This window comes from Acetobacter suratthaniensis, assembly GCF_017377745.1.
Classification (GTDB): Bacteria; Pseudomonadota; Alphaproteobacteria; order Acetobacterales; family Acetobacteraceae; genus Acetobacter; species Acetobacter suratthaniensis.
The window spans coordinates 23,322-44,494 of the sequence record NZ_JAFVMG010000005.1; the positions used below are offsets into that span (position 1 = coordinate 23,322).

Annotated in this window: 20 protein-coding genes; 7 read left to right on the forward strand and 13 right to left on the reverse strand. The window is 59.7% G+C overall.

Features of this window, described 5'->3' with window-relative positions; translation table 11 throughout:
• The first annotated feature begins 25 nt into the window (after positions 1 to 25).
• The 3 genes from J2D75_RS06610 to J2D75_RS06620 are packed head-to-tail and all read left to right on the forward strand — an operon-like array spanning position 26 to position 2,836.
• The gene (locus J2D75_RS06610; protein ID WP_207853990.1) at positions 26 to 1,114 is read left to right on the forward strand and encodes an ABC transporter substrate-binding protein; all 1,089 of its coding nucleotides are present in this window, start codon (positions 26 to 28) and stop codon (positions 1,112 to 1,114) included.
• A gap of 35 nt (positions 1,115 to 1,149) precedes the next feature.
• Entirely contained in the window at positions 1,150 to 1,758 is a 609-nt protein-coding gene (locus J2D75_RS06615; RefSeq protein WP_207853991.1) for a cupin domain-containing protein, read from the forward strand.
• Positions 1,751 to 2,836 (forward strand): ABC transporter ATP-binding protein, encoded by a 1,086-nt coding sequence (locus J2D75_RS06620; protein ID WP_207853992.1) that lies wholly within the window; start codon positions 1,751 to 1,753, stop codon positions 2,834 to 2,836. The genes J2D75_RS06615 and J2D75_RS06620 overlap by 8 nt, the downstream gene beginning before the upstream one ends.
• 23 nt (positions 2,837 to 2,859) lie before the next feature.
• On the opposite strand, the gene J2D75_RS06625 is transcribed toward J2D75_RS06620, so the two are convergent.
• From J2D75_RS06625 to J2D75_RS06645, 5 genes are read right to left on the reverse strand one after another with little or no spacing between them, the layout of a single operon-like run.
• A complete protein-coding gene (locus tag J2D75_RS06625; RefSeq protein WP_207853993.1) occupies positions 2,860 to 3,528 on the reverse strand; it encodes a TetR family transcriptional regulator in 669 nt (222 codons plus the stop codon).
• 29 nt (positions 3,529 to 3,557) lie between these two features.
• A complete protein-coding gene (locus J2D75_RS06630; RefSeq protein WP_207853994.1) occupies positions 3,558 to 4,991 on the reverse strand; it encodes a TolC family protein in 1,434 nt (477 codons plus the stop codon).
• 6 nt (positions 4,992 to 4,997) lie between these two features.
• Complete coding sequence (locus tag J2D75_RS06635; RefSeq protein ID WP_207853995.1) at positions 4,998 to 6,122, reverse strand: ABC transporter permease; 1,125 nt, start codon at positions 6,120 to 6,122, stop codon at positions 4,998 to 5,000.
• 2 nt (positions 6,123 to 6,124) lie between these two features.
• The gene (rbbA, locus tag J2D75_RS06640) at positions 6,125 to 8,872 is read right to left on the reverse strand and encodes a ribosome-associated ATPase/putative transporter RbbA (protein ID WP_207853996.1); all 2,748 of its coding nucleotides are present in this window, start codon (positions 8,870 to 8,872) and stop codon (positions 6,125 to 6,127) included.
• Positions 8,873 to 8,878: 6 nt separating this feature from the next.
• Positions 8,879 to 9,856 (reverse strand): HlyD family secretion protein, encoded by a 978-nt coding sequence (locus J2D75_RS06645; protein ID WP_265782940.1) that lies wholly within the window; start codon positions 9,854 to 9,856, stop codon positions 8,879 to 8,881.
• A gap of 627 nt (positions 9,857 to 10,483) precedes the next feature.
• Between J2D75_RS06645 and J2D75_RS06650 the strand changes: the two genes are divergently transcribed.
• Together J2D75_RS06650 and J2D75_RS06655 are read left to right on the forward strand one after the other, a co-directional pair.
• Positions 10,484 to 11,470: a bifunctional enoyl-CoA hydratase/phosphate acetyltransferase gene (locus J2D75_RS06650; RefSeq protein WP_243428566.1), complete on the forward strand. Its 987-nt coding sequence runs from the start codon at positions 10,484 to 10,486 to the stop codon at positions 11,468 to 11,470.
• Positions 11,471 to 11,511: 41 nt separating this feature from the next.
• Complete coding sequence (locus J2D75_RS06655) at positions 11,512 to 12,711, forward strand: acetate/propionate family kinase (RefSeq protein ID WP_207853998.1); 1,200 nt, start codon at positions 11,512 to 11,514, stop codon at positions 12,709 to 12,711.
• Between the two features lie 66 nt (positions 12,712 to 12,777).
• Here the strand turns inward: J2D75_RS06655 and J2D75_RS06660 are convergent, their stop codons facing one another.
• Positions 12,778 to 13,479, reverse strand: coding sequence for a pirin family protein (locus tag J2D75_RS06660; protein WP_207853999.1), 702 nt, complete (start codon positions 13,477 to 13,479; stop codon positions 12,778 to 12,780).
• Positions 13,480 to 13,647: 168 nt separating this feature from the next.
• Between J2D75_RS06660 and J2D75_RS06665 the strand changes: the two genes are divergently transcribed.
• Both J2D75_RS06665 and J2D75_RS06670 read left to right on the forward strand, forming a co-directional pair.
• Positions 13,648 to 14,610 (forward strand): LysR family transcriptional regulator, encoded by a 963-nt coding sequence (locus J2D75_RS06665; protein WP_207854000.1) that lies wholly within the window; start codon positions 13,648 to 13,650, stop codon positions 14,608 to 14,610.
• 181 nt (positions 14,611 to 14,791) lie between these two features.
• Positions 14,792 to 15,226, forward strand: coding sequence for a hypothetical protein (locus J2D75_RS06670; RefSeq protein ID WP_207854001.1), 435 nt, complete (start codon positions 14,792 to 14,794; stop codon positions 15,224 to 15,226).
• A gap of 145 nt (positions 15,227 to 15,371) precedes the next feature.
• On the opposite strand, the gene wrbA is transcribed toward J2D75_RS06670, so the two are convergent.
• The 7 genes from wrbA to J2D75_RS06705 form a co-directional block, all read right to left on the reverse strand.
• Entirely contained in the window at positions 15,372 to 15,971 is a 600-nt protein-coding gene (wrbA, locus tag J2D75_RS06675) for an NAD(P)H:quinone oxidoreductase (protein WP_141375228.1), read from the reverse strand.
• 141 nt (positions 15,972 to 16,112) lie between these two features.
• A complete protein-coding gene (locus tag J2D75_RS06680) occupies positions 16,113 to 16,547 on the reverse strand; it encodes a DoxX family protein (RefSeq protein WP_207854002.1) in 435 nt (144 codons plus the stop codon).
• 298 nt (positions 16,548 to 16,845) lie between these two features.
• Positions 16,846 to 17,412 carry a YceI family protein gene (locus J2D75_RS06685; RefSeq protein ID WP_207854003.1) on the reverse strand — a complete coding sequence of 189 codons (567 nt, stop codon included), beginning with the start codon at positions 17,410 to 17,412 and terminating at the stop codon, positions 16,846 to 16,848.
• Complete coding sequence (locus tag J2D75_RS06690; protein ID WP_207854004.1) at positions 17,409 to 18,029, reverse strand: cytochrome b; 621 nt, start codon at positions 18,027 to 18,029, stop codon at positions 17,409 to 17,411. Before J2D75_RS06690 ends, J2D75_RS06685 begins: the two co-directional genes overlap by 4 nt.
• 4 nt (positions 18,030 to 18,033) lie before the next feature.
• Entirely contained in the window at positions 18,034 to 18,651 is a 618-nt protein-coding gene (locus J2D75_RS06695; protein ID WP_207854005.1) for a YceI family protein, read from the reverse strand.
• A 163-nt stretch (positions 18,652 to 18,814) separates the two neighbouring features.
• A complete protein-coding gene (gene rpoN, locus J2D75_RS06700) occupies positions 18,815 to 20,179 on the reverse strand; it encodes an RNA polymerase factor sigma-54 (protein ID WP_207854006.1) in 1,365 nt (454 codons plus the stop codon).
• Positions 20,180 to 20,188: 9 nt separating this feature from the next.
• Positions 20,189 to 21,172, reverse strand: coding sequence for a HoxN/HupN/NixA family nickel/cobalt transporter (locus tag J2D75_RS06705; protein WP_207854007.1), 984 nt, complete (start codon positions 21,170 to 21,172; stop codon positions 20,189 to 20,191).
• Position 21,173: the final 1 nt, after the last annotated feature.

The following is a 21,173-nucleotide window of genomic DNA, read 5'->3' on the forward strand; positions in this document are numbered from 1 at the left end:
ACGTGCAACCGTGGAGTATCCTGCTATGACATGTAGAGAAAAATCTTCCACCGTCAAAAAGCTTTCCACACAGGCTCTGGCATTGGCCGTGGCTGCGTCCATTCTGGCTCCCGTAGCACCCGCCCGTGCCGAGGAGGGAAAGCTTACCTACCTTACATGGTCAGGTTACGAACTGCCCGAATATGACGAGGCCTATCTGAAGGCACATCCCGGTGCGGTAGATATTTCCGTTTTTGGTGATGATGACGATGCCTTTACCAAACTCAAGGCCGGTTTCCGCCCCGATGTCGCCCACCCCTGCTATGACAAAATCCAGCGCTGGAACAAGGCAGGGCTGATCGAGCCGATCGACACCAGCCGCATTGCCAACTGGAACCAGATTTTTCCTATTTTCCGCAATCTGCCTGATATTCAGGCGGGTGATGGCAAGGTATGGATGGTGCCGTGGGACTGGGGTAATACCTCCATTCTCTATCGTACCGACCTGCTGCCCAAGGATGTGGAGCAGAGCTGGAACCTGCTGTGGAACCCGCAATATGCCGGGCGCATGTCCACCATCGACGCGGTGCACGATACCCCCATTGTCGCGGCACTGGTGGCGGGGGTTAATCCGTTTGATCTCAGCCCTGCCGATATGGAAAAAGTCGCCGCTAAAATGCGCGAACAGCGCCCGCTTATGGCCTCTTATACGACGGATATGACCTCGGTTGAGCAGTCTCTGGCGAGTGGTGCGCTGGTAGCGGCCATGACATGGAATGCCTCGGCTGTGGCGCTGCGTAAGCAGGGCGTGCCGGTGGCGTTCATGAAGCCCAAGGAAGGCATGCTGACATGGAGCTGCGGTTTCGTGATGATCAAGGGCACAAAAAACAAGGATCTGGCCTATGATTTCATCAACAGCCGCCTTGCTCCGTCTTCTGGCCAGCATCTGATTGAAAATAACGGATATGGAGCCTCCACCAGCACGGCTTTTGCGGCGGTTCCGGCGGAAAAGCTCAAGGAGCTTGAACTGCCAGCAGACCCGGAAGTGATGCTGAAGAAAACCGTTTTCACCGGCCCGATGAAACAGGCGGAAGAACTTGGCAAACTGCTTGAAAAAATCAAGGCCGGTGGCTGAATGACACCAGCACGCAAGGCGAAAGGAGTGGGGGAGTGAGCACATCAGCAGACATGGCAGCACAGGGCATGGCGCCGGATGCTGACGTGCTGATTGGCCGCAGGCTGCGTGCCCTCAGGCTTGAGCGCGACATGTCACTTATGGACCTTGCCAGCCGGGCTGGCATTTCCGTCAGTGCGCTCAGCCAGATCGAGCGGGGTATTTCCTCGCTCAAGATCAAGGTCATGTGGCCGCTGGCCGCAGCACTCAATGTTGAACCCGGCGCCCTTTTAGGCGAGGGAGGGCAGAAACAGAGCGATCTTTACTGTGTTTCGTCCAAGGCCCGTAAACGCCTGCCCGTACATTCGGATGGTATTGAAAAATGGCTGCTCTCGCCCCCCGGCGCCAGCCTGACGGGCATTCTTGTCAGCGTGGTGCCCGGTGGCACTACGGCAGGCAGTTACACCCATGCAGGCCATGAGTTCGGCTACGTGCTGAGTGGCCAGCTTGAACTGACGATAGATGGCGTTTCCTACCAGTGTGGGCCGGGGGACAGTTTTGCCTTTCGCAGCACGCTGGACCACGCTTTTTCCAATCCGGGGCAGGAGCCTGCCCAGATCCTGTGGGTCAACACCACCAAACCGGGAGAAAGCCGCGATGGCTGAAGCACTGCTCAGGCTCGATCATGTCAGCAAGGTTTTTGCCGGAGGGCATAAGGGGCTGGACGCGATCGACCTTGATATTGCACAGGGCGAATTTTTAAGCCTGCTCGGCCCTTCAGGCTGCGGCAAAACCACCACCCTGCGGGTGATTGCAGGTTTTGAAAGTCCCACACAGGGGCGCGTGCTGCTGGATGGACAGGACATGACAGCCCTGCGCCCGTTTGATCGGCCTATCAACACGGTTTTTCAGGACTATGCGCTGTTTCCGCATATGAATGTCAGCCAGAACATTGCGTTTGGCCTGTCGTTGCGCAGGGTCAGCGCTGCGGAAACCCGGCGTAAGGTTAAGGACGTGCTGGAACTGGTGGGCCTGCCAGACAAGGCGCAGGCCCGTGTTGGCAGCCTGTCAGGGGGGCAGAAACAGCGCGTGGCGCTGGCGCGCGCTCTGGTTTGCCAGCCCCGGCTGCTGTTGCTGGATGAGCCGCTTTCAGCCCTTGATGCCAGCCTGCGCGAGCATATGCAGGCTGAACTCAAACGCCTGCAAAAAGAGCTTGGCACAACCTTTGTCATGGTCACCCATGACCAGACGGAGGCCCTGTCCATTTCCGACCGGATTGTGGTGATGAATGCCGGACGGATCGAGCAGATAGCCCCACCCGATGTGCTGTATGACCGCCCTGCCACGCAGTTTGTCGCCAGTTTTATTGGCACCATGAACCTGCTGAGTGCCCGCCCCGGCTCACAGCAGGATGGACGCACGCGCTTTGCTATCGGGCCGGAGTGGCAACCGGCCATAACGCTCGACGGCACCACGCTTCTGCCGCCCGACAGGCCGGTAACACTGGGTATCCGTCCCGAAGATCTGGTGCTGACCGAGCACAGAGGGGCAGAGGTTCTGAATACGACCGTTGTGTCCGTTGCGTTTCACGGGCGCTCCTTCCGTGTGCAGGTAGAGGCCGCCGGTGGGCAGAGCCTGTTTGCCGACATCCCGCGTGAAGGAGAGCAGCAACGCCTTGTGCCGGGGCAGGCTATTGGCCTCGCTCTGAAAAAAGAGGCCCACCCCCCTGTTTTTGTAAACTGAAGCAGGCAGGGTTTATGGTGGGTTCAGGCTTCGCAAAAACTGCGCAGCAGGCCGGATGTGAACAGCGTTGTGGTAAAGCGTGCGGTTTCTTCAATATCGCTGAACGGGTTTTTTGAAATATATAAAAGGCTTTCCAGTCCGGCGGTAAAAATAATCGACACAGCCAGTGTCAGCCTGTCAGGCGTAATGGCGGATGAACTGATACGGGCCTGAAGGCGGGTTTTCAGGTCGTCCGTCATGTCTTTTGCCGCAGTGGAGCCAAACAGCCTTGCGCGGATATGATGCTGGTTGAGTTCAAAAAACTGCGCTGCACCATGCAGGCTCAGTAATTCTCGGAAAGAGGCCGTGTAGCCTTTGGTCAGCATGGTTTCGATATCATCCGCATCCGAACGGCTTAGCCGGATGGCGTCCTTGGCGCGGGCGACGACCCGATCGAGCAGGGTATCGAAAATGACTTCCTTGGTCTTGAAATAATTGTAAAAGCTGCCGGGCGAGAGCGTGGTGGCGTTTACAATATCCCGCACCGTGGCGGTATCCAGCCCTACGGTGGAAAACACCTGCCATGCGGCACGCTCGAACTCTTGTTTTTTCATGCGCCGCGCGGCTTCGCGCTTTTCAGAAACACGGTATTTGGTGCGTGAGGGGGCGGGGGGCCGGGTTTCGCCGGGTGTTGCCCTGTTGCGTGAAGGCACGTGCGTGTTCCTGACAGAATGGGCGGGGCTTACGGTGTTTGGGCAGACCAGCCGCCCCCAAGGGCGCGGGCCAGCCGGACTGTGGAAAGGGCGCGGGCGGTCTGGGTTTTGACCAGCTCATCCTGCGCCTCAATCAGGCGCAGGCGTGCGCTGAGCACATCCTGTAGGGTAACCTGTCCGCCTTCAAACAGGCCGTGGCTCATTTCTGCGGCCTTGCGTGCGGTGTTGGCGCGGGTGCTCAGGGTGTCAGCACTGGTGTCCAGTTGTGCGCGCTGTTCGCTGGCGTCCTGTATCTCGGCCAGAGCGGTCAGTAGGGTCTGATCATAGGCGGCTACGGCTTCATCCAGCCTGCTGTCGGCCTGGGCAATCTGGGCGTGAATGCGCCCGGCGGTGAAAATGGGCAGGGTGGCGGTTAAGGCCGCCAGCCCGCCCGAGCCTGAAAGACCGGGTATGCCATCAAAACGCAGGCGGCCATCGCCCCCGAAAAACTCAAGCCCGAAGCGGGGCAGCAGTTCGGTTTTGGCGCCTACAAGACGTTGCGCCGCTGCCTCCACCATATGGCGGCGCAGCAGCACATCGGGCCTGTTGTTCAGGATGGTGCTCGGCAGCATGGCCCGTGGGGGCGCGGGGATACTGAATGTGTCATGCCCGGACAGGTCGGGCGCGTTATCGGGTGTGCGCCCGGCCAGAATGGCCAGCCTGCGGCGGAAGGTATCATAGGTTGCCACCAGCACCGGCCGGTTGCCGCGCAGGGCTTCGATCTGTGCCCGGATGCTCTCAAGGTCGGCCTGATTGGTCTGCCCGGCCTCAAAGCGTGCGGTGGCATAGTTCAGCAGGCTTTGCAGGGTCTGCTCGGAGCGGTCGAGCAGGGCAATGCGCTGGGCTGTGCCGAGTGCGCTCAGGTAGCTGGCGGCCACATCGGCGGCAATGGTCATGTGCGTGGCGTGCAGCATGTCCTGTGCGCTCAGTTCTACGGCGCGGCTGGCTTTGAGCGTTGCGGTGTTGCGGCCAAAAACATCCGGCTCCCATGCAATGCCTACCCCTGCCAGATGGCCGTCAGTCATGGGGTCGCCCAGATTGGGGGCGACACTATTGGCCAGAGGCGGGGTGGCCTGTCGCCAGTTCATGCCGCCGCCTGTAATGTCGCCCGTAGCGCCAATAGTTGGGTACAGCGTCGATTTTGCGATTTTTGTATAGGCGCGGGCCTGCGCCACCCTGTCGCGCGCCTGCCGTAGTTCGGGGTTGGCGGTCAGGGCTTCTTCCACCAGCTGTGTCAGCAACGGGTCGTGCCAGTCTGTCCACCAGTGGGTGAGATCCACTGTTCCTGCGCTGGCCTCGGCAACTGTGCCCGCCGGTATGGTTACGTGCGAGGGGGGGATGTCCGTATGAAACGGCGAGCACGCGGCCAGCAGAACCGGCAGGGTAAGGACGACCGCACGAAGGGGGAGAGGGCGAGCAGACATGTCGGATCAGTCCTGACGGGCGAGCATGGAGCGGAAGCGCAGGAGGGCGAGGGCAAGAAACAGCGTTGAGGCGCACAGAATGGACACGACGGAGGGCCAGATGGTTTCAACCCCCGCACCCCGGTAAAGAATGGCCTGCGAGATTTTGACAAACTGCGTGGTGGGCAGCACGCGCACGGCCATTTGCATGATGTCGGGCATGCTCTCGATTGGGGTGGCAGCACCCGACAGCAGGTAGGCAATGGCGTAAACCGGCACGGCCAGCAGGCCGAACTGCGGCATGGTGGGTGCGAAAATAGCCAGCACCATGCCTAAAGATGTGACCGAGAAAAGATAGATGACAAGGCAGGCGGCAAACAGCAGCAGCGACCCCGCAATGGGTACCCCCAGCCACAGATGCACCACACACCATAGCGAGGCCATGCTGGCGACGAAAATAACCGCGCCATTAGCCAGAATTTTGGCCACCGCAATTTCGCTGGCCGAGACAGGCAGCACCAGAAGGTGCTCGATGGTGCCGTGCTCACGCTCACGGATAACCGCAGCCCCCACAAGAATGATTGAGAGCACCGTGGCATCGGTTACGACCTGCATGACGGAGGTAAACCAGAACGACTCACTGTTGGGGTTAAAGCGGATGCGGCTTTGCGTGCTGAAAGGGAGCAACTGCTCGGCCGGGGGGGTGTGCAGGGCGCGGTTGATCTGGGCAAGAAAGATGCGTTGCAGATACACATCACCCAGCCCGGCCTGTGTCATGGCGGTGGCGTCAATCCGCTCCTGTATGGCGGGGCTGCGCCCGGCCAGCACATCGGCTTCGAAGCGTGGCGGAATATCGATAACAAAGTTGTAGGTGCCGTGGTTCATACCCGCCGTTGCGGCTGTGCGGTCGGTCAGGACAGGGGGCTTGAAGTAGGGCAGCAGCACACCGGCCCTGAGTTCGCGCGACAGGGCAGAGTGGTCTTCATCAATAAAGGCCACGGTGGCGTTGGAGACATCAATCTTTACCCCGTCCGCCACGATCACAACGGCAAAGGAAAAAGCGAAAAGAATAAGCCCGAACAGGATGAAATCCCGCACAAGGCTCCTGAACTCCTTGCCACTCAGTAGGGCGACATTAATCAGCCAGCGCATGCTCAGACATCCTGTTTGCGAAGGAGCAGGCACGCGCTGCCGATATACAGGCAGGCAAAGCCCAGCAGGGCCGCATACATGGGTATGAAAAACCGCACGCCCAGCCCCTTGGTAAAGGCTCCAAGGCTGATAAGCTGGAACCACGTGGCGGGAAAAGCCTCGCCAAAATAATAGGGTATGCCCACAAGGGTGGATGTGGGATATAATAGGCCGGAAAAATTGACGGCCGGGATCAGGCAGATAATGGCCGTGCCGAAAATGGCCGCCACCTGCGACCGCACGAAGGTGGATATCAGCAGACCAAAGCCGGTGCTGGCCAGAATATAGAAGAGCGCTCCAAGGCTCAGCCCCACAAAAGAGCCTTTCAGCGGCACGCCCAGCAGAGTGACGGACAGAAAGACAAGGGCGAGATAAGACAGAATGGCCAGCCCCACATAAGGTAACTGTTTGCCCAGCAGATACTGCCCCGTGCTGGCGGGCGAGGCATACAGGTTCATGATGGAGCCAATCTCCTTCTCGCGCACCACGCCCAGTGCTGTCAGCATGGTGGGGATCAGGATCAGTGCCAGCATGATCACGCCCGGCGTTATGGCGTAGATACTGCGGAACTCCTGATTATAGGCAAAACGCGGCACGATGCTGAAAGCCTGCGCCGTATTCCCCGCAGGTATGGGGCTGGTGCGCGCCAGTTCCTGTGCATAGCGCACCAGCGTGCCTTCGACATAGGCGCGGATATTGGCCCCCAGAAACGGCATGGAGCCATCAATGATAATATCCAGCTCGGGCTTTCTGCCCGCCAGCATGTCCCGGCCGAAATTGGCCGGAATATCAAGGCCGAGTGCGATCTCGCCATGCCGCAGGCGGGTTTGTAGCGTATGCAGGTCGGGGGTGGGGGATGTCTGGCGGAAATAGCGCGACCCGCTGAACTGCTCAGCCAGTGTGCGGCTGATCTGCGAGCGGTCGTGATCCACCACCGTGTAGGTAATGGTATTGATGTCAAACGACACGCTATAAGCGGCAATCAGCAGCAGGCTGACCGGGCCGAGAATGGCAAAGGCAAGGCGCAGGCGGTCGCGCAGCAGCTCCACCGTTTCGCGCTGGGCAAAGGCCCAGAACCGCGAAAGCCAGCGCATGAGAGGGGGCACGGGTTTTGCGGTCTGTGGTGCGGCTATCCCTGCACTGGCGCTGTCCGAAACCGCTACGGTGTTACCCGCTTTTTCCAGACAGGCGATAAACGCATCTTCCAAAGAGGCAGCACCTGCCTGTGCGATAATGGCAGCCGGGGCATCCATGGCCAGCACGCGCCCCTTGTCCATTAAGGAAATGCGGTCGCAGCGCATGGCTTCGTTCATGAAGTGGGTGGAAACGAAAATAGTCACCTTTGCATCGCGCGAGAGGCTGACAAGGTGTTTCCAGAACATATCGCGGGCTGCGGGATCGACCCCGGATGTGGGTTCGTCCAGTATCAGGATATCGGGATTATTGATGCAGGCCGCAGCAAGCTGGAGCCGTTGCCGATAGCCAAGCGGCAGGCCCGTGGGGCGCTCATCTGCATGGGCGGTCAGTTCGAAATCTGCCAGCATGGTGTTGACACGTTCGGCTGCCTGCGCGGCAGAAAGCCGGAAAAGGCGTGCCTGTAACATCAGGTTCTGGCGTACGCTCAGCTCCTCATACAGCGAGAATGCCTGCGACATGTAGCCGACCCGCATACGGGTATTCATGTCGCCCGCGCTGACAGGACGGCCAAACAGGGTGGCGCTGCCACTGCTAATGTCCAGAAGCCCCGTGAGCATTTTCATGGTGGTTGACTTGCCGCAGCCGTTCGAGCCGAGAAAACCGAATATTTCTCCGCGCCGGATACGGAAGCTGACATGATCCACCGCCGTAAAGGAGCCAAACTGGCGTGTGAGGTTTTCGGCCTCGATGACAGGGGGCGTTCCGTCATCCACATATGGGGGAATGGTAAAGGTGCTGACACCCTGCCGGGCGGCTGCGGGCAGTAGGGAGACATAGGCGGCCTCCACACTGGTGGTGCCGGTTTTTTCCAAAACCGTACTGGTTTTATCACAGGCGAGAATATGCCCGTCATTGATGGCCACCAGCCATGAAAAACGATCGGCCTCATCCATATAGGCGGTGGAAACCAGCACGGTCATGCCGGGGCGTTCGCTGCGCATCTGATCCACCAGCGCCCAGAACTGCCTGCGTGAGAGCGGGTCTACGCCGGTTGTGGGTTCGTCCAGTATCAGCAGGTCGGGTTCATGCACCAGTGCACAGCACAGGCTGAGTTTCTGCTTCATGCCACCAGAGAGCTTTCCGGCCGGGCGGTCGGGAAAGGGGGCAAGGCCTGTGGCGTTGAGCAGATGGGTAATATGGCTGGCGCGGGCTTTGGCATTCAGCGCGAAAAGTCGGCCAAAAAAATCAATATTTTCGCGCACGGACAGGGTGGGGTAGAGGTTCTTGCCCAACCCCTGCGGCATAAAGGCCAGACGCGGCAGAAACTGCTCACGCGCCGCACGGTTGCCAATATTGACCCCCAGCGTGCTGATCTGCCCGCTCTGGAGCTTACGCACCCCCGCAATCAGCCCCAGCAGCGTGGACTTGCCCACCCCGTCTGGGCCTACCAGAGCAATGGTCTGTCCTGCTGGCAGGCTGAGCGTTATGTCGTGCAGAACGGTTTCGCCCCCATAGCGGTGCGAAACGCCGGAGACCTCTATCCCGGTTGTGGGCCCGGCTGCGGGGGCGCTCATTCTGGCTTACCGGCCCGTGGCCACGACAGCGGGCCACGGCGCATCGGGGCTGGACTGGATATAGGCCTCGCCCGTCATGCCCGCCTTGAGCAACCTGCCGTAGCGGGCCTGCTCGGCCTGTGTCACACGCAGTTTAACACGATAGACAAGCTGTTCGCGCTCGGTGGCGGTTTCCACATATTTGGGCGTGAACTGCGCACTGCTGTCGATATAGGAGACTTCAGCGGCAACGGGGCTGGGCAGGCCATCGAAAACAATACGGGCCTGATCGCCTGTTTTCAGGCTCATGACCTGTGCTGTCGGGAAAAAGACTGTCATGTACGGATCAACCGGATCAATCAGGGCGTAAACGCGCCCGCCTGCGGGCAGCACGCTGCCCGGTTCCACCACCCGGTATTCCACCCGCCCGGTCACCGGGGCGGTTATGGTCAGCTCATCCAGAGCGGCATGAACCTCGTTCACTTGTGCCGCAGCGGCCTGTGCTGCGTGTCCGGCTTCATCCACGGCTTGTGTGGCGGCGGTTACGGCGGCCTGTGCGGCCTCTACCGCTGTGCGGCGGCGCTGGGTTTCCATGTCTGAAATCAGGCTGCGGGCCTGCATGCTGATGGCGTGGCGCAGCTCGTCCCGATCGAGTTTCAGGGCGGCCTGTCGGGCGTCAAGCTCTGCCTGCATGCGGGCCTGTGCGCTGGCGGCGCGTGCCTGCTGGGCCTCGGCCTGTGCATATTGGGCCTGTACGGTTGTGGTGTCCTGCTGGGCCATGATCTGGCCTGCCGCGACCGTATCGCCCTCACGCGCCATAAGCTGGATAACCCGGCCGGGGTATTTCACCGCGACATCCACCCGTGTGAACTCCAGCCGCCCATTGCCGTGCAGAATGCCAGCGGGCAGGGCGTTCAGCGCCATCTGATGCCGCCAGAACAGCCCACCGGCGAGGGCGATCACCGCCAGCCCCCCTATAAGGGCTACTCGCGCAATCCCCTTCACAGTGCGCACCCCGCAGAGGAAAAAAGAGAGGCCGGGCAGTGGGGGAGAAGGGTCATTCTGCGTCTTTCCAGTGTCTGGTCAGCGGAACAGCGTAGGGTTCTGGCCTGCCTTGGCTGAGCGTATCAGACAGATTGTGGCAGCGGAGGGGGCGGTTAGCATATTCGTGATACGTATGTCAAAAATATATAACAGACATTTAAGACGCATTAACATAGTATTGGTAAGTTATTTTTCGTTATTTATTACGGATTTGGTAACCTTTTCCTCGTGATTGAGATCATTGAGGCGAATAAAATTTTGACATATGTGTCGAGAAAATAACGCGCGCCTATATCGTTGAAACGCCATGCTCTGGGCCAGATGCAGGACGCTGGAACCTGATGAGCGGCTTAGTCTGAGCCCCGCTGAACTTAACCTGACAGTGATGTGGCTTTCCTGTTTTCCGCCAGGCGGGCAGTCTTGTAGCAGGCTGGGGCGTGCTGCCTGTTTGTGGGCCTGCTGAGGTGGATGGCAGAGCCTTTGCGGATTTGCAGGGCCGCTATGCGGCGCGAAAACAACCGGCTGATGACAGTGCCCGTCGAGCGGGCAATGGCCGCATAAGGGAAGGAGAGCAGGATGGGGGGGGATATGCCGCGTGTCTCGTCAGTCAGCGAGGCGATGGAAATCGGTTCCGCCAGAGAGCAGAGGCAGCATGCACTGTTTGCTGATCTTGTCATCAAGGCTTCCAAACTGGGGCCAGTGCCGTATGCGGCAGTGTGGCCGTGCGAACAGCATGCCCTGCACGGCGTGGTGGATGCGGCGGCACGGGGTATTCTGGCCCCCGTTCTGGTGGGCGATCGTGCTGCCATAACCGCCTGTGCGCACGAAAACGGGCTGGATATTAGTGGGCTGAGGCTGGTGGAGGCCTGCTCCGCTGCCGCAGCGGTTGAGCAGGCCATAGCCCTTGTGCATGCGGGCGAGGTGCATGGGCTGATCAAGGGCAGCCTGCATACGGATATTCTCATGCACGGGGTGGTTGGCCCCCAGAGCGGGCTACGGACAGCCCGCCGCATGAGCCATATCTTTCTGATTGCGGCCCCGGCTTATGATGGGCTGCTGTTCGTGACGGATGCCGCCATCAATATCGTGCCTGACCTTGAGACCAAGCGCGATATTGTCCAAAACGCCATAGACCTGCATCTGGGCCTCGGGCTGGGTGCGCCACGTGTGGCCATTCTTTCGGCGGTGGAGACGGTTAACCCCAAGATACAGGGCACGCTGGATGCGGCCTGCCTATGCAAAATGGCCGAGCGGGGGCAGATTACCGGCGGTGTGCTGGATGGCCCGCTGGCGATGGATAACGCGGTTGATGGCGAGGCCGCGCGGATCAAAGGCATTGTCTCGCCCGTGGCGGGCCGGGCGCAAATTCTCGTGACACCAGACCTTGAGGCCGGGAACATGCTGGCCAAGAACCTTATTTTCATGGCAGGGGCTGAATCGGCGGGTATTGTCATGGGGGCGAAAGTGCCTGTGCTGCTGACCAGCCGGGCGGACAGTGTGCAGGCGCGTCTGGCCTCTGCTGCTGTGGGGGCGCTGTATGCGCGCTATCTTAAAACACAGCCTGTATGCGTATAACGCGCTCTGGCTGTGAGGGTTTTTTGTGAAAGAGTGATGGTATGGCTGGTGTAATCCTTGTTTTTAATGTGGGTTCGTCCAGCGTCAAGTTTACGGTGTTCGATGTGGCCGCAGAGCCTGAGCGGCTTTTGCATGGCGAAATTGAACATCATACCGATGGCTTCAGTTTTCATGTAAACGATCGCACGGGTGCGCGTTGTGTGGATGAGCGCATGACCACCAGCGACCCGCATCCGCTCGACCATCTGCTGCAATGGCTTTCAGCCCATGCGGAGGGGCGCACCCTGCTGGGTGTCGGGCACCGGATCGTGCATGGCGGCGCGGATTTTTCAGCCCCTGTAAAGATCACGCCTGCGGTAATGGATCGGCTTGAAGCCCTTACCCCCTTTGCGCCGCTGCATCAGCCTGCAACCCTTGCCCCCGCACGGGCTATTGCGCGGTACAGACCCGACCTGCTCCAGATTGCCTGTTTTGATACGGCGTTTCATCACACCATCCCTGAAATGGCGCGGCTGCTGCCGCTCCCGCGCCGTTATGAGCAAAAAGGCGTACGGCGCTACGGCTTTCACGGCCTGTCCTATACATGGGTTGCGCAGCGGTTACAGGCCTGCGACCCGGCGCTGTATGCGGGGCGCACGCTTATTGCGCATCTGGGGAGTGGCGCGAGCCTGTGTGCGCTCAAGGGTGGAAAAAGCCTTGAAACAACCATGGGGTTTTCCGCACTTGATGGATTGATGATGGGAACGCGCGCAGGGCTGATAGACCCCGGTGCGCTGCTCTATATGATGCAGGAGGAAGGGGCGGGCTGGTGTACGCTGGTGGATGTGCTCTACCGCCAGTCCGGCCTGCTGGGGGTTTCGGGTGTTTCATCTGACATGCGGCTGCTGCGCAAGAGGCTTTTGGATGAAAAAGACCCTGAAATTATCAGAACTGTTTCGCAGGCATTAAGCCTGTTTGAATACCGGGTTATTGAGGAAATCGGTGCGCTGGCGGCTGTTATGGAAGGGCTGGACGGGCTGGTATTCACTGCCGGAATTGGGGAGCATGACAGCGTATTGCGTGCCAATGTGTGCGCAAAGCTGGGCTGGCTGGGCGTGAAACTGGATGCGCAGGCCAATGCCCGCCATGCTTCTATCATCAGCACGGCGGAAAGTGCCGTAACCGTGCGGGTTGAACCCACGGATGAAGAGGCCGTGATCATGCGCGATGTGCTGGCGTTTATGACGCCACAGCAGGCTTAGCCTATTGCGGGCAGCCTGCTGTGGGGTGGGTGTTACGCCACCCCAACCTGTTTTGTGGCGACAGGGTTAAGGCACGGTATCCACCAGCACCACTTCCGTATCCTCAAGGGCCAGAACCGACAGCACATCGGTTTTGGAAATGGCGGCGCCATCGCGTTCGTTCAGGGTTGTGCCTTCGATTTCAACAGACCCCTTGGCCACGACCAGATAACCAAGCCTGTCCGTGCCGAGCCTGTATTCTGCGGTTTCGCCCTTCTTCAGCGTTGCCCCCAGCACGCGGGCATCGGTGTTGATAGGCAGGGCATCATCCGCATCCGGCTGGCCAGAGGCCAGCACCACAAACTGGCCCGCCCGCTCCCCCCGAGGGAAGGCCCGCGTACCCCATGAGGGCGCATGGCCCGCCCGGTCAGGCAGAATCCAGATCTGGAACAGGCGGGTTGTTTCATCTTCCAGATTGTATTCGCTGTGGCGGATACCCGTGCCTGCCGACATGACCTGCACATCGCCCGCACCCGTGCGGCCCCGGTTGCCCAGACTATCCTCGTGGGTAATGGCCCCTTCCCGCACATAGGTAATAATTTCCATATTGTCGTGCGGGTGGGTGCCAAAGCCCGTGCCGGGGGCTATGGCATCATCATTCCATACGCGCAGCGCACCCCAGTGCATCCGTGCGGGGTCGTAGTAACTGGCGAAGGAAAAATGGTGCCGGGCATCCAGCCAGCCGTGATTGGCATGGCCGAGTTTATCAAAAGGCCTGACTTCAATCATTGTCGTTTCTCCACTCTGTAAGGGTCTTGGTTCGTGAAGACACGGTAACGGAGGGGGTAGTCATCAGTATATGGCAATCATGGAAAGGTATCGTTTCCGTTTGTTGGCTGTTAGGGCATTCGGCGCTATAGCAGAACAACACCGCCCCATGACGGAGGAGAAAACACCATGCGCCTGCCAGATTTTGAAGCATGGGCCATTTTTGCAAAAGTGGCCGAGTTTGGCTCCTTCGCGCGTGCTGCGGAGGAAATCCAGCTTTCCAAACCAACCGTTTCAAAAGCGATCAGCCGTCTTGAGCAGTCGCTCGGTATAGCGCTTTTCAACCGCAATTCGCGCCATATGTCCTTAACCGAAACCGGCCGCGCCCTGCTTGGGCATGCTAACCGCCTGCTGATGGAAGCCGAAGCCGCCGAAACCGAGGCGCGCGGCGACATGCGTCGCCCTTCGGGGCGTGTGCGCATTGCTGCCCCCATGACCTTTGGCATACGGCATCTTGCCCCGGTTCTGCCCGGCTTTTTGGAACGCTACCCTGAAATAGACCTGACCATAGACTTTAGCGATGCGCTGGTGGATCTTGTGGCGTCTGGTTACGATGTTGCGTTGCGTATTGCCTCCCTGGCGGATTCCTCGCTCCGGGCCAGAAAGCTGTGCGACCTGCGGCTGCTGTTGGTGGCGGCTCCATCATGGCTGGATCGTGTGGGCAGGCCAAGCCACCCGCGCGAGCTTGAGCCGCATAAGAGCTTTATTTACACAAACGGCAGCGCACCGGGCATGATCCGTTTACGCAGGGAGGAGTCTGGCAAGGAATATGTTTTAAGCCAGACAGCCCGTTTCAAGGCGGATAATGCCGAGGCTTTCCTGCCCGCTCTGGAAGCGGGTTTAGGCTACGGGGTGTTTCCTGAATTCATGGTGTGGGAAGGGCTGGCCCACGGGCGGCTCGAACGGATCCTGCCAGAATGGGAAGGCCCGCTTATCAGCCTGTATCTTGTGACACCGGCGAGCTGTGTACGGCCCACGCGCGTTACCGCATTGTTGGATTATCTGGTCAAGGCATTTGAGCAATCGCCCTGGGCCACACCATGTAAGGGGCACCCTCCCGTGGCGGGTTCTGGCACGGCCACCCCCGTCTGATGGCAGAATGATCTATGCTGTGCAGAGGTTGGCCGCGTGTCCGCACTGCTATCAACAGCGGCGATAAACGCAAGGCTGTGAGAATCATGGAGGAGCAGGTGCGCTCGAAAGGCAAGATCTTGTGTGGTCTGGTCAGGAGATGGCACGACGAGGCCATGCTGCTGCTGGAAGGACGATATTGATGCTCCGCGCTATCCTAAGCCTGATTTGCGCCATCTGTCTCGGCGGCACCGCACACGCGGACGCCAGGCCGGAATCTTTGGAGAAACTGACCTACAATCTCAATGCGAGGTTCAATGACGAGCTTGATGGAAAGGCGTTTCTCAATGGGCGGTTGATCGTGCGTGTCGCGCGTGTTTCGGCCTGTGTTTCGGCGGTCTGGACCCGCAGCGGCGATGTCGGGTCGCCGCTGCGGCGCGACCTGCTGGAATGGGACAAGATGTTTGATGGCGATCCTTCGAGCGACGACCGGTCTTACTATTTGACGTTCGTCTATGCTGACCATCGGAGCGACGATGTTGTGTCCATGCCTCTTGCGGCGCGTCCGGACCGTTTTGAAGATACGGCGGGTGTCTACCTCCCATCGTGCCAACCGAAACAGCATCATCGCAGGTGACGATCTTTGCATCGGGCGATCCTGCCACACCATAACGTTCGGCGGGTCTGCCAGAGCCGACCTTCCGCACCCCTGCCCAAAAAAAGATCACCCACCCGCTGAGTATAGGGCGGGCGGGTGGTCTTTGTGTTCGGGCCTATGATTTTCAGGCAGCGAGTTTTTTGGTGATACCCGCTACATGCTGGCCGAGGAATTTTGCGCCTTCGAGTTCGTTGGCGTCTGGCTGGCGTGAGCCGTCGCCCGCGGCAATGGTGGTGGCGCCATAGGGTGAGCCACCGGTTACGGCATCAAGCTTGAGCTGGCCCTGAAAGCTGTAGGGCAGGCCGCTGATAACCATGCCGTGGTGGATCAGGTTCGACATGAGCGAATACAGGGTCGTTTCCTGTCCGCCATGCTGCGATGCGGTGGAGGTAAACACCGCCCCCACCTTGCCGATCAGCGCACCCTGAAGCCACAGGCCACCCGTCTGATCCCAGAAATTGGCCATCTGTGCAGGCAGGCGGCCAAAGCGCGTGGGGGCGCCCAGAATAATGGCGTCGTAATCGGCCAGTTCAGCCGGGGTAGCCAGCGGGGCGGACTGCTCCGTTTTGAAATGGTGGGCCTTGGCCACATCCTCGGGCACCAGTTCGGGCACACGCTTTACATCGGCGCTCAGGCCTGCGGCGCGCACACCTTCGGCTACGGCGTTGGCCATGGTTTCAATATGGCCGTAGGAGGAATAATAAAGAACGAGAACCTTGGGCATTGTTGTTTCTTCCACTGGTGTTGAAAACAGTTTCCGTAGGGTGTTCAGAAACCCCATGACGATAATTCCTGTATGACAGAGGGATACGCCAAAATCGGAAATGCTTTGTTTCTGATTCTGGCATGATCTGATCTTGGGATATTACGAGCGATGCGTGCGGATGGTTGCATTGAGCAGCGTATCGAGCGAGAAGCGCCCCGGCCCTGCACTGGCCAGTGCAAGAAAACCACCGGCAATACCGAAGTTTTTGTAGAAATGAATCCACATATCGTACCGCTCCATGCCCGAAAACGTCCAGTAATGATGGCCGATAAACCCGGTTGCGATGGTGTAGAGAGCAAACAGGAGGGCAATGGGGGCTGTGAACGCACCAAAGGCCAGCAGCAGGCCAAGGCCCAGTTCGACAACAATGGCAATCACGGCGGAAAGCGAGGGCAAGGGTGCGCCCGTAGCGCTCATATAAGCGATAGCACCTGAAAAATCCGTCAGTTTACCCCAGCCCATCATAACAAACAGGGCGGCCAGCAGCAGGCGGGAGATCAGGAGAACCGTATCGCGTAAAAAGGTGGCGTTCATGACAGCGTATCTTTCTTCAGAAGGGGGCGGCCTGTCTTGTCGGGCTGCCGATGCCTTTCTGTTTACGCAGGATGATCGTGATAAAAAATAGAAATGGTATAAATGTAAAGTTTCTATTTTTTATTCAATGTGAGACGGGAAGGGCTGCAAAGACTATGCCCCATAGCAAAACCGGCGACAGGGAGAGGCTCCCGCCGCCGGTTTTCGGGTCGTGTCATGGGCAGGGACACTCTACCCTGCTCTTGCCACGGCGGAGTTGCTGTCAGCACCGGGCAGGCGTGCGAAAACCCCCGGTGTGTCAGGCGCCTTTTGCCGTGACATCCACATCCACGCCTACTTCAAGGGCAACCCACTGGCCCGTGGACCACGGGCCTAAACCCACATTGAAAACGGAGCGCACAAGCGGCAGGTGCCCCTTGGCATGCAGGGTGGCGCCGGTTGTCTCGATGGTGAGCGGCAGGGTTACGGGTTTGCTGACACCTTTGATGGTGAGCGTGCCTTCGGCATCAAACGCGTTACCCCCTTTGGCCTTGAAGTCCTTCACCTCGAATACGGCGGTGGGGAAGGTTTTGACATCAAACCAGTCATGGCCGGGCAGGGCGCCATCGCGCTGGGCATCGCCTGTTGTCGCACTGGCCATATCGATGGTGATCTTTGCATGGCCGCTTTCAGGCTGGGCCGGATCAAACGAGATTGTACCATCATATTTCGTAAAATGGCCTTCAAACGTCTTGCCGGTCTGGGTGCCGGAAAAACCCAGCGTGCCGTTGCCTGCCGCCAGTGTCCAGTCGGCGGCAAAAGCAGGGGTGCCGAGCAGCAGGCCCGCTACTGTGGCAACGGGTAAAATCTTGTGCAAAACCGTCATGGGGTTTCTCCCTTCTGGCGTGATGGAGATACGCCACCCGCAACAGGCAGCATCTGGCTCAGAACAGTGTCATGCAGAACAAAACGATGGCGCAGGGCTGCGGCTATGTGCAGGATAATCAGCCCCAGAAGCCCCCATGCCGCCCAGTGGTGAAAGCTCTTGAGTGCGGCTTCAACCGGGGCTTTGTCTGTCAGGGTTGAAAGCACGGGCAGGTCGGGCCAGGGGAGGGTGCCGAACAGAACCGTAGGGATACCCAGAACGGAAACCGACACCATTGCCCACCCGCTGAGCGGGAGCACAACCTGCAACCCGTACAGGGCAAGATGGGCTATGTGCGCCCCCTTTTTCTCCAGCGGTTTCATGGTTGCGGGCAGGGGGGGTGTTGTGTGTGTCAGCCGCCAGCCAATCCGCAGGGTGACAAGAAACAGAACGCTGATACCAATGGATTTATGGAGCTGGTAAAGCTGGAAAACGCGCATCGGATCAAGAGTGAGGTGATCCATGACCAGCCCCATGATGAGCAGCGTCAGGATACCCAGTGCGATCATCCAGTGAAGGATGATCGCAACTGTTGTGTACCGCGTGATCCCGCTTGCTGTGCTGGCGGGCGAGGACATGGTGTCAGCCCTGACGTTCGAAAGCGCCAGCAATGCGCAGGTGCACATCGTCGCCAACATAAGGGACATACATCTTCACGCCGAAATCGCTGCGCTTGATGGTGGTCGTGGCTTCAAAACCGGTGGTGTATTTCTTGTCCATCGGGTTCACGCCTGCGCCGACAAAGTGCACTTTCAGCGTTTCGGGCTTGGTAACGCCGTGCAGGGTCAGGTTGCCGGTGACAACGGCATCGTTATGGCCGGTCAGGCGCACGGAGGTGGATTCAAACGTGGCCTTGGGGAACTTGGCGGCATCGAACCACTGGTCGCCCTTGAGTTCTTCATCCAGCTTGGCGCTGGTGGTCTGCACGGAGTCCACCGGAATGGTCACGGACAGGCTGGAAGCGGCGGGGTTCTTTGCATCCAGCTTCAGGGTGCCGGTTACGTTGGAGAAAACGCCACCATAGTTGGTAAAGCCAAAATGCAGGACGGAAAAACCAACCTGGGTGTGGCCGGGTTCTACGTCATAGGTGCCGGATTCGGCCTGAGCGGCGTTGGTGACAACCTGTGCCGAGGCCGGGTTGCCAGCCAGCAGGCCGAGGGTGAGCGCTATGGCGGAAACAGAAAACAGGCTGAGCTTCATGGTCAGGATACTCCGGTTGATAAGCTTTTCTGGAACGGGCCTGCGGGCTTTGCTCCCCCGTGGGGGAAAGGCACGATGGCGTTCCGTCTAACGCTTTGAATACCGGGGCGGATGGGGGGAATAAACAACAACAATGGAAAGATAATATTTCCATATTTTACGCCTATGCGGGCGGCCCCCCCCCTGCCTTCTGGGCCTGCATCCGTACAAACGATGAGGGAATGCCCAGCATTCTGCGGTATTTGACCACCGTGCGGCGGGAAAGACTGAACCCCTTCTGCCGCAGGGCTTCGGCATAATCCTGATCGGAGCGGACTCTGTGGGCGGTCTCGTTTTGCAGCAGGTGCAAAAGGCAGGCCCGCGCGGCACCGCTGGCTTGCGCGGTATCTTCGTCCGCCCCCAGTGCGGCGGAAAAAAAATCCCGCAACGGCAGCGTGCCACGGGGTGTCTGCACGTATTTATGCGCGACAATCCGGCTGATGGTGCTGTCATTCAGCCGGAGCGCGTGGGCCACCTGCGTCATGCTCAGGGGGCGCAGAGCCTGCGGGCCATGCTCCAGACAGTCGGCCTGATAATGCAGCACATGCCGCGCCACACTCAGCAGGCTGTGGCTGCGCCGGGGGAGGGCGCGCATAAGCCAGCGGGCCTGTGCCAGCCAGTGTGCGATCTTATCGGGGGTATCGGTTTGAGCAGGCGCGCCAGAGGGGGCGGTCGCCGCCTGAGCGGTGGCGGGCCTGCGGCGTATGCGCGTGATCAGCGCGGTTTCGAGGCGGATGGCGTCTTCAGGCGTATCGGACAGGGTTATGGCCCACTGGCCTGTTTCGGTTTTGTTGGCCACGAGTTCGGGGCGGATGCCCGTGGGTAGCACGCCTTCGGCCTGTCGCCACGGAAAGGGGTCTAGGCCACGCAGGCGGGCCAGTAGTTCTGTAACAGTCTGTACCGACAGCCCGGCCGCACTGGCTACACTGGCGACACCCCGGCGGGCCAGCAGGGGCAGGTGGGCCAGCAGGGCCAGCATGTCGGCTGTGACTGCGCCCTGTTGTTCAAGCTGCACGCGCAGGCATTCTTCCAGTGAGCGTGCGGCTACTCCGCAGGGTTCGAGCCGCAGCAGGCGCTGGCGCACATGTTCCAGCAGGCCGGTGGGCAGGTGGGTCTGGCGGGCCAGTTCCGCCGGGGGCATGGACAGACGGCCCTGCTCGTCCAGCGCATCCAGAATGGCCAGCGCACAGCGCTGTTCCAGCGGGCTGGCAGTCTGGGCTGCAAGCTGGTGCAGCAGACTATAGGCGGTGGATGGAGGGGCCGCCTCCAGCGTATCGGCGGCATCCTGTGTAAAGCCACTCAGCCGGGTGAGGGCAGAGGGCGGCATGCCGTCCTTCCAGTCCAGAAACGGGTTGTCGGCTATTTTCTGGTTTATGAAATCCAGCAGCACTGGCAAAGGCATTTTCAGAAGCTGGAGAGACTCCTTCATGCCCGGTGTCAGCGACAGGCGCTGGTTCTGCCCGACCTTGTGCCCAAGAGCCACAACCATGGCGGGCGGCTAGCAGCGTGGGCTGGCGTGTCGCGTAGTTTTGCTATCCCGCGCCCCGCGCAGGGCGGTAACGCCCCACAGACCCAGAAACAGAAAAACCAGACCAGCGCCAAGGAGTGGAAAATGCGCGTCTGCCGCATCTGCTACGGTAGCGGCCCAGCGTGGCACCCGCTCGGCTATGCCGGGCATCTGCGCGAGTTCAAGCAGGGCAACGGCAAAAGCCGCCGCCGCTGAAAGCGCCGTAACCGAAATTGTATAATGCGCGCGGCGGCGGGCGGAGTGTGCGCTCCATGTCCATGCCCGGATCATCAGAACCGTATCGAGGCTGTCCATCAGCATCATGGCGGCGGTAAACAGCAGCGGCAGCAACATGAGCGCCCATGTAGGGGCAGCGGCCTGACTGGATGTGGCCAGCCCCAGCAGGCCAATTTCCGTTGCCGTGTCAAAACCCAGACCGAACAGAAAGCCCAGATAATACATCTGGCGTTCGTGGCGGATCATGTCGGTTAAGGGGGCCAGCAGGCGCATCAGCACCCCGGCGGGGCGGGCGGTTACGGGGCGCCCGGTTTTCAGACTTACCCACTGGGTTCTGGCGGCAAGGGCACTGAGCAGCGCCATCACCAGCAGAAAGGCAATGGAAATGCCGCCCCCTACCAGACCGCCTACAAGGTGCCAGTTTTCCAGCCATGTGTGTACGGGCAGATGCAGCAGCGCATAGGTGGCCACAATCACCACGGTGGAATGGCCGAGCGAGAAAAACAGACCCACAAAAATAGGTTTATGCGCACGGGCCAGCAGCCTGCGCGTGACGACATCGATTGCAGCGATATGATCCGCATCGAGCGCGTGGCGCAGGCCGAATGTCCAGGCCACAAAAGCGGGGGCCAGCAGGCCCGGCGCATGCAGGCCGATAGCGGCGGCCACACTCCACAACGCGGCGTTCAGCCCGCACAGACCCGCCATCAGTGCAAGGGATGAACGCCCGCGCGCCATG